The following is a 15,418-nucleotide window of genomic DNA, read 5'->3' on the forward strand; positions in this document are numbered from 1 at the left end:
TCAGGCGGAGATGATCTTGGTGTATTCGTCGAGCGCCGGCCCATAGTTCTTGGCGTACCAGTCCATGTCGAGCGGGATCTGCTTCTTCATGTTCTCGGGATCGACGGGGTTGATGCGCTTCTTGTCGGCGGGGATCAGCGCGTCGGCCGCCGGATTGGCCGGACCCTGGCCGAGCTTGTCGAACATGACGAGCTGCTTTTCCGGATCCTGGGCGCTGGCGATGAACTTCATCGCCGCATCCTTGCCGCCGGGGTTGTTCTTGAGCACGGCCAGCGCGCCGGGCGAGATCAGGCCCTGGTCCCAGATAAACTTGATCTTGCCGCCGGAATCCTGCTCGATCAGCGAGGCGCGCGTCGACCAGACGATCGCCATGGAGGCTTCGCCATTGAGCAGCACGCTCTGGCTCTCGGCGCCGCCGCCCCAATAGGCGACGACGTTTTCCTTGAAGGCTGATATCTTGTCATGCGCACGTTTTAGGTCGAGCGGGTAGAGCGAAGCCGGCGCGATGCCGTCGGCCAAAAGGGCCGCTTCCCAGCTCGACACGCCCCATTTGTAGAGCGAACGCTTGCCCGGGAATTTCTTCACATCGAAGAAATCGGCCATGCCAGTCGGTGCATCCTTGCCGTATTTCTCGGAATCGTAGGCGATGACATAGGAGAAGAAATAGGTCGAGGCGGCATAGTCCCAGCCGAAGCCCGGCCGCATCTTCTTTTTGTCGACGATGTTGTAGTCGATCGGCTCGAGCATGCCTTGCGCGCCGAGCGTAATGGCCGAGAACGGGTCGACGTCGACCAGGTCCCAGGTCGGGGCGCCGCTCTTGGATTGCGCGGCGATCGCGCCTTCGGTCGGGCCCGACCCGTCCATCTTGACGGTGATGCCGGTGTCCTTGGTGAAGGCCTGGCCATAGGCCGCGTCGTAGGCCGTGATGGCATCGCCGCCCCAGTTGACCAGCACAAGTTCCTTCGCTGCGGCAAAGGCACCGGTCGAGCGCAGCAGCATCGGCGTGCCGGCGAGCACGAGGGCAGCAAGTTGCGTGAACTGCCGACGCGAGATCTCGCCGCGTCTCGTCCTTTCGGACAGCGTTTCGATGGCCTGTTTCTTGGTGTCGTTCATGTCAGTTCCCCTTTGTTTTCGTTGATTTTGATTCCGGAAGCCGGTGCGGCTGATCAGGCCGCGCCGGTGCTCATTGTCCTCCGTCCGGAAGGAGGAAACCCTTTTCCGCCGGCCATGTCAGCCACACGGAATTACCCTTGCTGAGCGCCGCCGCCGCGACCTCGTTGGGCACCGAGACGGTGACTTTGGCACCTTGGCGCGTGGTGAGGTCGAGCTTGGTCGCCGCCCCCAGATAGGTCGAGGCGATTGCCGTCGCGGCAATGCCGTTCTCTCCGGCGGCGGCCTCGCGCGCTATCGACATGTGTTCGGGCCGGATCGCCAGGATGGCGTCGCCACGGACCTTCTCAGCCTTGCAGTGCATGCTGACCGCGCGGTCCTCACAGAGGCCGGTCGAGCCGTTGTCGACGGCCTTAACCCCCTTCAGCGGCAGCATGTTGATCTCGCCGAGGAACTCGGCGACGAAGCGATTGTCCGGCCGGTCGTAGACCTCGTCCGGCGCGCCGACCTGCAGCAGTTTGCCATGATTGAAGATGGCGACGCGCGAAGACAGCGCCAGCGCCTCGCTCTGGTCGTGGGTAACGAAGACGAAGGTGGTGCCGGTCTCCTGGTGCAGGCGCTTCATCTCTGCCTGCATCTGGCCGCGCAGGCTCTTGTCCAGCGCCGAAAACGGCTCGTCGAGCAGGAGCACGCCCGGCTCGAACACCAGCGCCCGGGCCAGCGCGACGCGCTGCTGCTGGCCACCGGAAAGCTGCGAGGGCAATTTCTTCTCGTGGCCGACCAGACCGACGCGCTCGATCATCTCGCCGACACGCTTCCTGATCTCGGCGGCCGATTTCTTGCGGACCTTGAGCGGGAAGGCGATGTTGGCCTCGACGCTCATATGCGGAAAGAGCGCATAGCCCTGGAACACCATGCCGGCGGCACGCTGCTCGGCCGGGCGGTCGGTGATATCGGCGCCGTCGCTGAAAAGCTTGCCCTCGCTCGGCTGCACGAAGCCGGCCAGGATCATCAGGAAGGTGGTCTTGCCGGAGCCGGAGGGCCCAAGCAGCGTCAGGAATTCGCCGCGGCCTATGTCGAGCGTCAGATTGTCCAGCGCACGGAACGAGCCGAAGCTCTTGCCGATCCCGATTGCCTTGATCTCTGCGGCCCGGCCGGGTTGCTGCATCCTGCCTCTATCCTTACCGTTGAGCCAAATCGTAGGCAGGGCGGAAGCTCACCGCAACCGAATAGTTTTCGCCTGATCGGCAAATTTCATTCATCTATGGCGGGCTGACGCCACGCTGCCTCTCAATAGGGCTGAATGCGGTTCTCGGAGAGAGTCGACCTCAGCCATCCCGCGAACGCTTCCAGGACCGGGTGCGAGGCCTTGGCGTGTTCGGAGACCAGAAAATAGGAGCGCGGCGATTTGATCGCGATGTCGAAAGGCCTGACCAGACGGCCTTCGCTCAGCGCACGGCGGCTGGTCAGTTCGTCACCCATGGCGATCCCCTGCCCGGCAATCGCCGCCGAGAAGACGAGGTTCATGTCGGAAAAGAAGATGCCGCCTTCGGTGTCCGGGTTTTCGACCTTGGACAGCGCCAGCCAGCGTGCCCAATCCTCGGTGTCGTCGAGATGAAGCAGATTGGCGCGCAGCACGTCCGCCGGCCGGGAAAAGCCGCCGACCTTGTTGAGCAGCGTCGGGCTGCAGAGCGGCGTGAACGAGATTTCGCACAACAGCTCGGCCATGCGGTTCGGCCAGTTGCCCACGCCGAAGGCGATGAAGGCGTCTGCGTCGGCATTGCTGACATCGTCGAGCCGCCGGGGCGTCAGGACGCGCAGCGCGACATCAGGGTACATCTGCCGGAACTCGCCGATATGGGTGCACAGGAACAGCGAGGCGAAACCCGGCGTACAGGAGACGGCGAACGAGCCGCCGACGCCAGTGCCGGCATCGCGCGTCACCGCGTCACCGAGCACGGTCAGCGCCTTGCGAACGTCGCTGGCATAACGCTGCCCACGCGGGGTGAGCGCCACACCCTTGCCGATACGCTCCAGCAGATCGAAGCCGAGATCGCGCTCGAGCAGCCGCAATTGGTGGCTCACCGCGCTGCGGGTCAGGTGCAGTTCGTCGGCGGCGCGCCAGACGCTGCCATGCCTGGCGAAACTGTCGAGCGCGCGTAGCGCCTGTGTCGATGGAATTCTCAAGAGGTGAACCGAATTTGCATGAACCACGAAAACATATCACTTTTTGGCGAACCACTTCACTGCTTTCTTTGACGCATGGACAAACCGGTGACGACATCGGCGCAAGAGACCGCGCTTGCCTGCCTCGACGGCATCCAGCCCCTGCTGTCGGCATGGACACGCACCATCTTCGATTTCGGCGAGACCGCCTGGCGCGAGTACCAATCGGCCGCCTGGTATGTCGATCGACTCAAGCGCGAGGGATTTTCGGTCGAGGAAGGCTCGGGCGGCATGCCGACCGCCTTTTGCGCCCATTGGACGAACGGTGCCGGACCGACAGTGGGCATGTATGCCGAATATGATGCCGTGCCCGGCAATTGCCAGGACGCCGTGACGGTGAGGCAGCCGCGACCTGGCCTTGGCGCCGAGGCCGGCGGCCATACCGACCCGCATTCGGGGCTCGGCATAGCAAGTCTCGGCGGCCTGCTCGCCACCAAAGCCGCCATGCAGCGCCACGACATTCAAGGCACGCTGCGCTTTACCGGCGAGCCGGCTGAGAAAGTGCGCGGTTCGAAGCCGATCCATGCGGCAAAAGGCTACTATGACGGCCTTGCTGGCATGATCTCCTTCCATCCCTTCTACATGCTGCCGCTCTGCAATACCGCGCGCTGGGACACGCATTGCGGCGCGGCCTACGCGATGATCTATCGGTTCGTCTGCGACGAACCCGAAAATTGGGTTCGCGCAAGCGACGGCGCACCGATCCCGCAGGCGCATTCGGCGGTCAGGGCACCGGGCGCCAACGATGCACTGATGACCATGTACATGGCTTCCAAGGCGTTGCGCGATTCCATGCTGCCACACCAGGGCGGCTGGTCGATCAGCGAGGCTATCCTGACGGCCGGCCAGGCCACGGCCGACAATCTGCCGGCGGGACTGGCCGAGATCCAGTACATGATCCGCGTGCCCACCATCGGCATGGCCGAGCAGGTAACGGCGGTGCTCGACCGCAACGCCGCGGCCGCGGCCGCGATCAGCGGCTGCCGCTACGAGCGGCACTGGGTGTCGAAGTCACGGCCGGGGCTCGCGAACCACGCCATGGCCGGGATTGCCTATGAAGCCTTGTCGACAGTCGGGCCGCCACGCTGGGACCAACTGGCCAGAACAATCGCGCGGGAAATCCAGGTCAATGCCGGCGGCACTGCTACCGAAAACCCCTTTATCGATGAGCTTGAGCGGCTGATTTCGCCACAAGAGGCTGAGGCGATCCTGCGCCGCGACCTGCCACCGTCCCAGGTGAACTCGACCTCCGACGACTACACCGACATGAGCTGGCAAGCGCCGACCGCCCGCTTCTATGTCGCCCGCCCAGCGCTCCGCTCGGCGAATGGCGGTGCCTATCCCTCCTGGGTGATGAATGCGCTGGGTGGCATTCCCGCGACGATCGACCCGATGGTCATCTGCGCCGCCAAGACGGTCGCGCTGGCGGCGCTGCGCCTGCTCGAGGACCAGACCGCCCGCGATGCGGCAATGGACGAGTTCATCACCCGTACCGGCGGTGGCGTCGGCGGCTCCAACTGGATCGCGCCGCTCTGCGACTACGACCCGCCGATCAACTTTCGCTGGCCGGAATATGTCACCACCGCGCGCGGCCGCGACTGGTGGATCCCAAGCAATGCATGACCTGACCAACCCTTTAGAACGAGCCCACGAGGAGAACCCGCATGACCGTCCATGACCGCATCATCACCGAGCCGTTTTCGCTGCAACGCCGCAACCCGGCCGGCGGCACCCAGCCGCTGACCGTCTGGGGCTTCGCCAACGAAACCGACGTGTTGACCGACGTGCTGCTCGGATCGCCGAATTTCCTGCGCCACCTGTCGACCAGTTCGCTGTCGCGCAAGCACCTGCGTGAAGCCCCTTGCAACGTTCAGATCGCGCAGGCACAGCACAAGGATCTTGTCGCGGCCTACGAGCATTTCGGCGTCAACATTCACTGGCACGAGCCGACGCCGGAACTGCCGATGCAGGTCTATTCCCGCGATTCCAGCGTGATGACGCCTTATGGCGCCATCATCACCGCCATGGCCAACTGGTGGCGGCGCGGCGAGAACTACGCCGCCATCCGCACCTATGAAAAGCTCGGCATCCCGATCTACGACATGGTGACGGCCGGCACTTTCGAGGGCGGCGACTTCAATGTCATCGAGGACGGCGTGGTGCTGATCGGCTGCGGCGGCGCCCGCACGCAGGAGGAAGGCGCCCGGCAGGTGCAGGCCTGGTTCGAGAAGGAAGGCTGGGAGACACGCATTGCCTTCATCGACGAATATTACGTCCATATCGACCTGATGGTGGTGCCGATCGCCGAAAAGCTCACCGCCGTCTGCCTCGCCTGCACCGAGCCTGGCATCGTCGACTGGCTGAAGGGCAAGGGTCACGAGATCATCGACGTTCCCTTCCAGGATACGATGGCGCTCGGCTGCAACTTCATGTCGCTGGGCAAGGACCGGGTGATCGCGCCGACGTCCAGCAAGACGCTGATCGAAAAGCTCAAGGCGCGCGGCTTCGAGGTCGCGGCCGTCGACATGAGCGAAATCTCCAAGACCGGCGGCGGCATCCATTGCATGGCACAGGCGCTGAAACGCGAGGCGGCCTGATAGTCGGGAAAACGGCAAAACTGCCCCCGCTCGCCGGATCGAGTACCTGGCGGGCGAGGAACCGGCCGCCGGGTACCTGGCTCTTCCATCAACAAACCGTGCCCCTGTGTCCTCGCCGCCCTTGTGAGTGTCGGTAAATGGATGAATAGTCGGACAGGGCGCCGCCCTGAAATTGCCCGCTTGCGGTTTTCAGGTCGCGCCAGAACCGAGCCGGGTTTTTTGAATGGTCAGCCCTGAACCACGCAAGAGAAGAGGTCCGATCGCCGCTTGGTTGCTGGCGCTGGACGCGTGGCTCGACTCCTCGCTCTATGAAATCGGGTTCAAGGCGCGCCAGTTCTGGGAGGCCGCGACGATCTTCTCGCGGCGCTTCCGTCTCAAGGGCTGGCGCCGCGGCTTCATAGAACTTTTGAGCGAAGGTTTTACACTCGGCGCCGGCGGCATGGTGGTGATGCTGGCGCTGGCGATACCCGCTTTCCAGGACACCACCGGCGACTGGCGTGCCCAGGGCGACTTCGCCGTCACCTTCCTGGACCGCTATGGCAACGAGATCGGCCAGCGCGGCATCATACAGCGCGATTCCGTGCCGGTCGACGAGATGCCGGACCATGTCATCAAGGCGGTGCTCGCCACCGAGGACCGCCGGTTTTTCGACCATTACGGTATTGATGTGCTCGGCCTGTCGCGCGCGATCTTCGAGAACGTGCGGGCGAATTCGGTCGTCCAGGGTGGCTCGAGCATCACCCAGCAGCTGGCCAAGAACCTGTTCCTGACCAATGAGCGCACGTTCGAGCGCAAGATCAAGGAGGCGTTCCTGTCGCTGTGGCTGGAGGCCAATCTGTCGAAGAAGGAAATCCTGCAGCTCTATCTGGACCGCGCCTATATGGGCGGTGGCACGTTCGGCATCGAGGCGGCGGCGGACTTCTATTTCGGCAAGAGCGTCAAGGACCTGAACCTTGCCGAGGCGGCGATGCTGGCCGGCCTGTTCAAGGCGCCGACCAAATATGCGCCGCATATCAACCTGCCGGCGGCGCGCGCGCGGGCCAACGTGGTGCTGTCCAACCTCGTCGATTCCGGCTTCATGACCGAGGGCCAGGTGCTGCAGGCCAGACTGCACCCGGCCGACGTCGTCGACCGCGGCGAACAGAAGAGCCCCGACTACTACCTCGACTGGGCCTTCGATGAGGTCAAGAAGATCGCCAAGCCAGGCCAGCACTCGCTGGTTGCCCACACCACCTTCGACGCCAACATCCAGAAGGCGGCGGAGGAGTCCGTCGAGTTCCACCTGCGCCAGTTCGGCAAGGAGTACAACGTCACCGAAGGGGCCGTGGTGGTCATCGAGACCAATGGCGCGGTGCGGGCGATCGTCGGCGGCCGCGACTACGGCGCCAGCCAGTTCAACCGCGCCACCAAGGCACTGCGCCAGACCGGCTCATCGTTCAAGCCCTATGTCTACGCCACGGCGATGGAACACGGCTTCACGCCGAACTCGATCATTTCTGGCGGGCCGATCAGCTGGGGCAACTGGTCGCCGCACAATTACAGCGGCGAGTCGGCGGGCAACATCACGCTGATTATGGCGATGGCCAAGTCGATCAACACCGTGCCGGTGCGGCTGGCCAAGGACCATCTCGGCATCGCGCCGATCAAGGCATTGGCGGAATCGTTTGGGGTGGAATCGCCGCTCGAAGGGCACAAGACGATGGTGCTCGGCACCTCGGGCATGACCGTGATGGACCAGGCGACGGGCTACAGCGTGTTCGCCCAGAATGGCTTCGTCGGTTCCCGGCACGGCATCACCCAGCTCGTAACCCGCACCGGCGACGTGGTGTATGACTGGACCAAGGACGCGCCGCCGCCGCATCGCGTCCTGTCCGAGCAGGCCCTGAAATCCATGAACACCATGCTGGCGGCCGTGCCGGTGATGGGCACGGCGCGGCGGGCGCAAATTCCCAACATCGTCGTCGCCGGCAAGACCGGCACCACGCAATCCTACCGCGATGCCTGGTTCGTCGGCTTTACCGGCAACTACACGGCAGCCGTGTGGCTGGGCAATGACGATTTCACCCCGACCAAGAACATGACCGGCGGCTCGCTGCCGGCGATGGTGTGGCAGCGGTTGATGGTCTACGCGCACCAGAACATCGACTTGAAGCCGATCCCGGGGATAGACAAGCCCTTCGTCGACGAGGAGGTCGCGGCAAAGGCCGCCGAGGCACAGAAGAAGAGCGAGGAGCAGGCAGCGGCTGAAGCCGCCGCCGAGCGGCCGCCGGTGCTGTCCAGTCGAACCACACAGACGTTGCGGGACATGAGCCAGATGTTCCAGGCGGCCCCCAAACTCGACGCCCCCGCTTCACCCGAAACGTTGTCGGCACTGTGATATCCGCCCGCTGAGACAAGACCGACTGGCAAATCCATCACGCCTGCTTGCCACAAGGCCCCGCGCCGCGATATCCCCGAACGGCAATCCTGCGCGCACCTGGCCCTTCATGCTCAAGAACGCCTTCCTGATGCTGATTTCGCTTGCCATAGCCATTGGCGGAGGCGGTGCCAGCGTCTGGTATGCGCTGAAGATCCAGGACGGTGTCGGCGCAATCAGGATCGGCCAGTGGACTGCCTTCCCCGACATCGGCACACCGGCCGCGGACCCCTATTCCAAGGCCCGCGTGGCGCGCGAGGGCGTGCTGGCGCTTGGTCGCGCCGAGGGCCTGTCCTTCGTGGCGGAAAAGGATGCCGCCGGCGACCAGCTCAAGCGGGAATGCACTTACAGGATCGAGGGCGGATTTCCGACAGCGCGGTTCTGGACGCTTTATGCCGCCGATCAGTCGCTCGGCGTCGTCGAGACCGGCAAATCGCGGCTTGCGGCTCTTCAGTCCTACGAGGTGCTACGCCAACCGGACAATTCCGTGATTATATCCGTGGGCCATCACCCGATGCCGGGCAACTGGCTGCTGACCGACGGTTCTGGACGGATGTATTTCGTCCTGACCCTCTACGACACGCCGATCGCCAGCAGCACCGGCCTGTCAGACGTTTCGCTGCCCAGGATCATCAAGGCGGGCTGCGATGCGTAGTTTGCGTGCCGCATTGCGCAGGCTTCTGCATGCCATCCTGCTCGGCCTCGTCGGCGCCGGCATCGTCCACATTGTCGTCCTGCTTCTGGTGCCGGAATTTTCGGAACGCGACGCCTGGTCGCGTCTCTCCATGGCTTCGGATCTCTACAAGATGAACCGGCTCGATGCCGAAGCGGGCGGCGCACCGGTGGTGAAATCGGTTGACCCGCTGTTCTACGCAACGGCCTGCCGCTTCGACCTCGAGGAAGGAATGGTCCGGATCAAGGCGCCGGGGGACGTCCCGTTCTGGTCGGTGTCGGTCTATGACCGCAGCGGTCACAACATCTATTCCTTCAACGACCACACGGCGGCGGGCGGCAAGCTGGATGCCGTCGTGCTGACGCCGGCGCAGATGATCGACGTGCGCAAGGACCTGCCCGAGGATCTTCAGGGAGCGATCTTCGTCGAGGCGCCCATCGATGAAGGCATCTTCGTCATCCGCAGCTTCGTACCCGACGAGAGCTGGAAGCCGATCGTGTCGCGCTTTCTCGATCAGAGTTCCTGCGAGTTGCAGGATTTCTAAGCCGCGATCCTCGATCGCGGATCCGGAGCAGAGGGACTGACGGACCACACCATGGCTTCAGCAAAGCTCAGTGATGGGGGACTGCTCAGTGATGGGGACTGCTCAGTGATGGGGGACTGGCGTCCGTGGCGATCCCGGCTTGTCTGGCCCTGCAGGCCGCGCTTCGCCGATGCTGGACCGCTCATAACGGATGCCGGGAAATATGATCACAGCCGCCGGTATTTCGGTGGTTTGCTTGGCTCGATTGGCCGGTGCCGCACGCGGCACGAAAGACAGTACCATGCCCATGATTCGCGCATTCCTCTCGGTTTCCCCGGAGCACAACGCAACGCCTCCAAATATCATTAAGGCCGGCAGAGGGTTAACGGAGCGCTAACGGATCGCGGCTAAATTGATCTTTGTTCCCCGGTCAGTGAGTTCTGACCGAGGCAATCGCGAAACCGACATAGTCCCGGTGCGCGAAGTCGAGTGTGTATCTGGTGTCAGGCGTATCCTTCGTGTCATCTTCGGATTTCAGGCAAATCGCGATAAGGACGCAATCGGGAAAAGCCGAAAGGCTGTTCCGCGCCGCCGTTTCCGCGTTCTGCTCGCTGACGCGGCCGTCGCGCCGGGAGATCGGCCAACTCGAAGACCTGACGCTGCCTCTGTTCGATGATGTATCCGTCGAATCGCGGCGCTACGTGGCAGCCGCCCTTTCCGAATGCGAATACGCACCCGCGGCCCTGGTGCGGCGCCTCTGCGAGGAACCGGTCGACATTGCCGCTCCACTGCTCATCCGCTCGCGCGCCGTCAGCGACATCGACCTGATCGCGCTGATTGGCCGGCATGGGCTGCCGCATGCGCGCGCCATAGCGCGGCGGAAGGACCTGAACCCGACCATCGCCGATCTGATCAGGGCGCTCGAAAGACCAACCCTGGTGCGGACGCGGGATCCGGAAGCAGCCCCGGCGCAGAGCCTTGTCGTGAAGGCGCAAGCGACGGCGGACAGCGCGGAAACTCAGCAGACGCCCGGCGTTGCCGCCGAGAGCGCTCGGCGCAAGCTGCGCTCCATGATGCGCACCGGCGACCAAGCCTTGGCGGCGAAGGTCGATGCGTTTCCCGGTGCGGACACCTTTGTCAAACTGCGCGAGACCGCACTGACCGGAAACGCCGCGTTCTTCCACACCGCGCTGGCGGACGCTCTCGACATTGATTTTTCGATTGCGCAATCGCTGACCGCCCACCAGAACTATGCGCCGCTGCTTGCGGCGCTGCGTTCGCTCGACTTCAGCGAGGACCGGGCATTCCTGATCACTGTCGCCGTCTATCCCGGCCTGTTCCCGCATCCCCAGGCCATCCGCGCCTATCTCGACCGCTACCGCCTGCTGCATCGCGACGCGGCCCTGGATAAGGTGCGGGAGTGGAAGGCCGAAACCCTGTCCAAGACGGTTCGCGGCAAGCCACCGGCAAACGGCGACAGCCGCAGGGCCTCCAACAGCGACGAAGCCGACGCCCCCGGCCTCAGGGCGTCTTCACGGAAATAAGTTCCTCGACGGGAACGCTACCGGCCTCGATCTCGACCACCCAGATGTCGGGATCGAATTTTTTCTCGCGCTCCAGTCTCGCATCCAGCACGGCGGCATCGTTGCCGGCGGCGAGAAGGCTGAAAAAACGGTCTTCGGGCTTGGCCGAATCGTAGCTTGTCTGCGGTGCCGGCCCGTAGAGAGCCGTTTCACCCAGCCTGCCCCGCGCCAGGATGAACACGGCCCCGGCCTCCGTCGCGCCGCGATTGACCACGGCGGCAAATCCGCCGACGCCGAAAACCCGGCGCAACAGGGCCGAGACCCACAGATCAGCGGTTACGCGCATGGAAGACTCCCGACGACATGCGGGCTCTCTACCGAAATTTCCCGTGGAGGGCGAGCCGTCGTTTTCGGCCGTCAGTTGGTGAGGCCGATCTCGCGCATCTTGACGTAGACGATCTCGTCGGGCTCGCCGGTCTGCGGCAAGCCGAACAGCGACTGGAATTCCTTGATCGCCGCCTTGGTACGTGCACCGACGACGCCATCCAGTTGCATGTCGTCATTGCCGAAGGCCTTCAGCCCGGCCTGGATCTTGACGATGCGGGGGTCAGGCCCCTGCAAAGCGGCGTTCGCCTGTGCCTCGTTGGTCTGCAAGGACACGGGAACGGCGGCCGGCGGCATGTCAGGACGAGGTTGCGGTTTCGGCACGGCAGCCGTCTTCGGCGTTGCACCCAGTTGATCCAGAAGCAGTGCGTCGATCTCGCCCGAGGCGTTCAGCCCGACCTTCTGTTGATAGGCCTGTATGGCCTTGCGCGTGTTGGGGCCGGAAATGCCGTCGACGGTGCCGGAATAGAAATCAAGGTCCTTCAATATGCCTTGCACCTGCTCGACCACCGGGTCACCCTTGATCGGGGCGGGCGCGGCATTGGACCGCACGATGTTGATTGTCGTCTCGGGCTCGTCGGCGGCGGCGTGCGGAAAGCCCTGGAAATTGCGTGTGGCGAAAAACGCCCCGGCGTGCGGGAAAGGCTGATACCATAGCGCATTCGCCGAGACATAGAACAGCGTCACCAGGAATGCGGTCGATCCTCCCACCAGGACGGGATTGCGCGAAATCATGCCGCCGACGGCGATGGCGCCGTCTTGAAAGGCATTGCCGCGGCGTTTGACCGCCTTAGCCTGTTTTGCGGAGCGAGCCATTTCTGTCCCCTTTCGCCCTCGTCACCGGCATTGTCAGCACTCCGGTCGGGTTGGCGGGGCGCCCCTTCGGCCCGCCGACCGGCAGGCTGATGGTCACCGTGGTGCCCTCGCCCGGCATGCTTTCGATCGACATGGTCCCTTCATGCAAGGCCACCAGCCCCTTCACCAGGGAAAGGCCGAGACCCGTGCCCTCGAAACGGCGGGTATAGTCGTTCTGGATCTGCGTGAAGGGTTTGCCGAGATTGGCGAAATCCTCCTCGGCGATGCCGATACCGGTGTCCCTCACCCAGAAATGCAGACGTGAGCCGATCCGCTTGGCGCCGACGACGACATCGCCGCCGTCGGGGGTGAACTTGATCGCGTTGGAAACGAGGTTGATGAGCATCTGCTGTACGGCGCGGCGATCGGCATTGATATCGCCGGCGTCAGGGGCGATCTGCGTCTGCAGGTCGATATTCTTGGCCTGCGCCTGCAGCCGCATCATCGACTGGCACATGTCCACGGCTTCCACGAACCGGAACGGCTCCGGCTCGGTGGCGTAGACGCCCGATTCGATCCTCGATACGTCGAGTATGGATGTCACGACTGCCAGCAGATGCTGGCCCGAATCCCGCACCAGACCGACATATTCCTTCTGGCGCGGATCCTTGAAGGCGCCGAACATCTCGTGCAGCAGCATGTCGGAGAAACCGATGATGGCGTTCAACGGCGTGCGCAGTTCATGGCTCACGACTGCCAGGAACCGGCCCTTAGCCACTTCGGCGGCGGCGGCCGTCTCATTGGCTTGCGCCAGTTCTTCGCGCAGCCGCGCGGTCTCGTCATTTTGGCGCAGGACAAGCGTGAAGACGTCGCCTTGTTTCTCGCTACGCACCAGTTCGAGCGCGAATGGCTGGTAATTGTCGGCCACAAAGCCATTTCCATTGTGGGCGCCGTTGCCACTCTGGGGCAGCCTGATGCGCAAGTCGAGGCGGCGCGACCGTGCGCCGTCACGCATGTCGGCCAGGGCGCTGAGATAGGAGACACGATCCGACAGGTGGACCCGATCGAAGAGGCCCGTTCCGGACAACAGCTCAGGCGGCAATTTCAGAAGCGTACGCGACTTGGCGGATGCATCCACGACTTCGCCATGGCGGGCGACCCGCAAGACCACCGCGTCGATGATGTCTTCCAGTCGATCACCGGCATCGAGCGTATCGGCCGCGCCGGCGGTGCCGCGAAAAGCCGATATCCGCGGGATGAGGGCCAGCGCCCAGGCCAATGGCACCAGCCAATGCCAGGCGGCGATGTGCGCATCCGCCAATGGAAGGAAGGCGGCCGACAAGGACTGAAGGGCGATGGCGATGACGGCTGTCGCGCCCCCCCACAATGCCGCACGCCGTGACGCGCCGATCCACCAGGCTTCGAATGGCAGCGCCAGGGTAAGCATGGCGACAGGTGAACTCAATCCGCCGGCGGCACCGATGAGACCGGCAAGGGCAAGCGCCGCCATCGCCAGGGCGATCGGCCCCGCGGCAGCCATCTTGCCGGTAGCGGCTACCAGCAGGGCGACGAACCAGCACAGGCCGAAGGCCGCGAAAATGGCGGCCATGGTCACCGCGGCGCCCATCCCCGATGTAACCAGCGTGACCGCGGCACCCGCTGCAAAAAATGGCGCGGCCAGCATCACGCCGATGAAACGGCGCTGGCGCTCGCGGTCGCTCCGTTCGAGAACGCTGGGATGAACCATGCGCTCACAACCGGCCGCTATTGCACCAGGCAATTCAGCGTATCTGGCCTCGATCGGCATCAATTCAACGCACTCGCACTCGTCGTGAACAGCTCTGCTTTTGCAGATTGTCTTGGTTGGCTTTGAAACTCGCATCCAGCGTTTAAGGAATGGATAAGGCAGGGCCGACCAAGGCCCGCCCTGCGGCAAATATCGGGATGACGGCGGCCGAAAACCCGGTCAAATGCAGCCATAGTAAACGGAGGGTTATCCTGGCGGCCCTGTCGTCGGACCGCGGGCCAAGTCGTCGAAGCCGCTTTATTTCCTCGAAGACACAATTCATTCAACGGGATAGATGGTTATCGAATGGTGAGAAGAATCGTTCCGATATGAAACAAATCGACAGCAAAACGCTTCGTTTCGAATTTGCCTAAAATTTGAGGAAAATTCTCGGCGATCGTGCAAGCCGTCCTTTGTGCCTGTGTGTCAACATCCTGCCCATAAAAGAGGTCATGCCATATGATGCATGATCCGGTCACGACGAGAGGCAAGGCATGTTCTTCCTGATAAGAATGGCTTTCTGGTTTTCACTGGTGCTGCTGGCGCTGCCGCTGGGTGTCGGGTCCGATGAAACGGGCCAGGAAAGCGTCGGGCCGATCCAGGCCCTGTTCGCGGCGCGAGACGCCGTCGGCGACATCGCCGGTATCTGCGAACGCAAGCCCGATGTCTGCGAGACGGGCAAGTCGGCGATGCACACCATCACCGCACGCGCCAAGGAAACTGCCAAGATCGCGGCGGCCATGCTGGACGACAAGTCCGCCGGCCCCGATACCTCGACAATGACGGGCAGCGTACCGGAAGTCGTCCTGCCTGAAACGGTCAACCTGCCGATAAACAATTAAGCCGTCTCGACGGCGCACCGCGGGCAGTCTGCCCTCTCGACGCCCGCGGTGTCCTTGTTTTTTCCGTGACGCGGCGCCGCCGCGTGACTATATCCGGGTCATGACGACCACGATCCAGACGATCCGCGACGACTTCTCGTTCCTTGACGAATGGGAGGATCGTTATCGTTACGTCATCGAACTCGGCGAAGCGCTGCCGCCCTTTCCCGATGCGGAGCGCAACGCCACCAACAAGGTGCCAGGTTGCGTCAGCCAGGTCTGGCTGACCACCGAACGGGGTCCGGGCGCCGACCCCGTCATCACTTTCACCGGCGATTCGGACGCCCATATCGTGCGCGGACTGGTTGCGATCATGCTGGCGCTGTTTTCCGGAAAGACGGCCAGCGAAATCCAGAAAATCGATGCGGAAGCGACGCTGAAGGCACTCGGCCTCGACGAGCACCTGTCGCCCCAGCGTGCCAACGGTCTTCGCTCGATGGTCAAGCGCATCAAACGCGATGCCGAGATGGCGCTCGCCCAGACTGCCTGATCGACCTGTCGATC

General features: G+C 63.4%; 14 protein-coding genes. 8 read left to right on the forward strand and 6 right to left on the reverse strand.

The genetic code is table 11. The features are described 5' to 3' along the window. From FJ954_RS22100 to FJ954_RS22110, 3 genes are all read right to left on the reverse strand, one after another. Positions 1–1,113: an ABC transporter substrate-binding protein gene (locus tag FJ954_RS22100; RefSeq protein WP_140663157.1), complete on the reverse strand. Its 1,113-nt coding sequence runs from the start codon at positions 1,111–1,113 to the stop codon at positions 1–3. A 70-nt stretch (positions 1,114–1,183) separates the two neighbouring features. Beyond that, a complete protein-coding gene (locus FJ954_RS22105; RefSeq protein ID WP_140663159.1) occupies positions 1,184–2,278 on the reverse strand; it encodes an ABC transporter ATP-binding protein in 1,095 nt (364 codons plus the stop codon). Between the two features lie 122 nt (positions 2,279–2,400). Further along, a complete protein-coding gene (locus FJ954_RS22110) occupies positions 2,401–3,297 on the reverse strand; it encodes a LysR substrate-binding domain-containing protein (RefSeq protein WP_140663161.1) in 897 nt (298 codons plus the stop codon). Positions 3,298–3,372: 75 nt separating this feature from the next. On the opposite strand from FJ954_RS22110, the gene FJ954_RS22115 reads away from it, so the two are divergent. The 6 genes from FJ954_RS22115 (at position 3,373) to FJ954_RS22145 (ending at position 11,089) form a co-directional block, all read left to right on the forward strand. Then, the gene (locus FJ954_RS22115) at positions 3,373–4,959 is read left to right on the forward strand and encodes an amidohydrolase (RefSeq protein WP_181174102.1); all 1,587 of its coding nucleotides are present in this window, start codon (positions 3,373–3,375) and stop codon (positions 4,957–4,959) included. A 41-nt stretch (positions 4,960–5,000) separates the two neighbouring features. Next, the gene (locus tag FJ954_RS22120) at positions 5,001–5,933 is read left to right on the forward strand and encodes a dimethylarginine dimethylaminohydrolase family protein (RefSeq protein ID WP_140663165.1); all 933 of its coding nucleotides are present in this window, start codon (positions 5,001–5,003) and stop codon (positions 5,931–5,933) included. A 223-nt stretch (positions 5,934–6,156) separates the two neighbouring features. Next, positions 6,157–8,310 carry a penicillin-binding protein 1A gene (locus FJ954_RS22125; RefSeq protein ID WP_140618563.1) on the forward strand — a complete coding sequence of 718 codons (2,154 nt, stop codon included), beginning with the start codon at positions 6,157–6,159 and terminating at the stop codon, positions 8,308–8,310. A 109-nt stretch (positions 8,311–8,419) separates the two neighbouring features. Next, a complete protein-coding gene (locus FJ954_RS22130; RefSeq protein WP_140663167.1) occupies positions 8,420–9,004 on the forward strand; it encodes a DUF1214 domain-containing protein in 585 nt (194 codons plus the stop codon). Continuing rightward, complete coding sequence (locus FJ954_RS22135) at positions 8,997–9,566, forward strand: DUF1254 domain-containing protein (protein WP_140618565.1); 570 nt, start codon at positions 8,997–8,999, stop codon at positions 9,564–9,566. Before FJ954_RS22130 ends, FJ954_RS22135 begins: the two co-directional genes overlap by 8 nt. A 497-nt stretch (positions 9,567–10,063) precedes the next feature. Then, positions 10,064–11,089: a hypothetical protein gene (locus FJ954_RS22145; RefSeq protein WP_140618569.1), complete on the forward strand. Its 1,026-nt coding sequence runs from the start codon at positions 10,064–10,066 to the stop codon at positions 11,087–11,089. Here FJ954_RS22145 and FJ954_RS22150 read toward each other — a convergent pair. The 3 genes from FJ954_RS22150 to FJ954_RS22160 all read right to left on the reverse strand — a co-directional run bounded on the left by FJ954_RS22150 (position 11,067) and on the right by FJ954_RS22160 (position 13,994). Then, positions 11,067–11,414, reverse strand: coding sequence for a DUF1491 family protein (locus FJ954_RS22150; protein ID WP_140618571.1), 348 nt, complete (start codon positions 11,412–11,414; stop codon positions 11,067–11,069). The two genes, FJ954_RS22145 and FJ954_RS22150, sit on opposite strands and share 23 nt — an antisense overlap. Positions 11,415–11,485: 71 nt before the next feature. After that, positions 11,486–12,268 carry a peptidoglycan-binding protein gene (locus tag FJ954_RS22155; RefSeq protein ID WP_140618573.1) on the reverse strand — a complete coding sequence of 261 codons (783 nt, stop codon included), beginning with the start codon at positions 12,266–12,268 and terminating at the stop codon, positions 11,486–11,488. Continuing rightward, a complete protein-coding gene (locus tag FJ954_RS22160; protein ID WP_140663168.1) occupies positions 12,243–13,994 on the reverse strand; it encodes a HAMP domain-containing sensor histidine kinase in 1,752 nt (583 codons plus the stop codon). Before FJ954_RS22160 ends, FJ954_RS22155 begins: the two co-directional genes overlap by 26 nt. 533 nt (positions 13,995–14,527) lie before the next feature. Here FJ954_RS22160 and FJ954_RS22165 point away from each other — a divergent pair. Both FJ954_RS22165 and FJ954_RS22170 read left to right on the forward strand, forming a co-directional pair. Beyond that, a complete protein-coding gene (locus FJ954_RS22165) occupies positions 14,528–14,875 on the forward strand; it encodes a DUF5330 domain-containing protein (protein ID WP_015318646.1) in 348 nt (115 codons plus the stop codon). 100 nt (positions 14,876–14,975) lie between these two features. Further along, positions 14,976–15,404, forward strand: coding sequence for a SufE family protein (locus tag FJ954_RS22170; RefSeq protein WP_015318647.1), 429 nt, complete (start codon positions 14,976–14,978; stop codon positions 15,402–15,404). Positions 15,405–15,418 lie beyond the last annotated feature (14 nt).

Origin of the sequence: Mesorhizobium sp. B2-3-15 (genome assembly GCF_006442875.1) — a bacterium.
GTDB classification, from domain to species: Bacteria; Pseudomonadota; Alphaproteobacteria; order Rhizobiales; family Rhizobiaceae; genus Mesorhizobium; species Mesorhizobium australicum.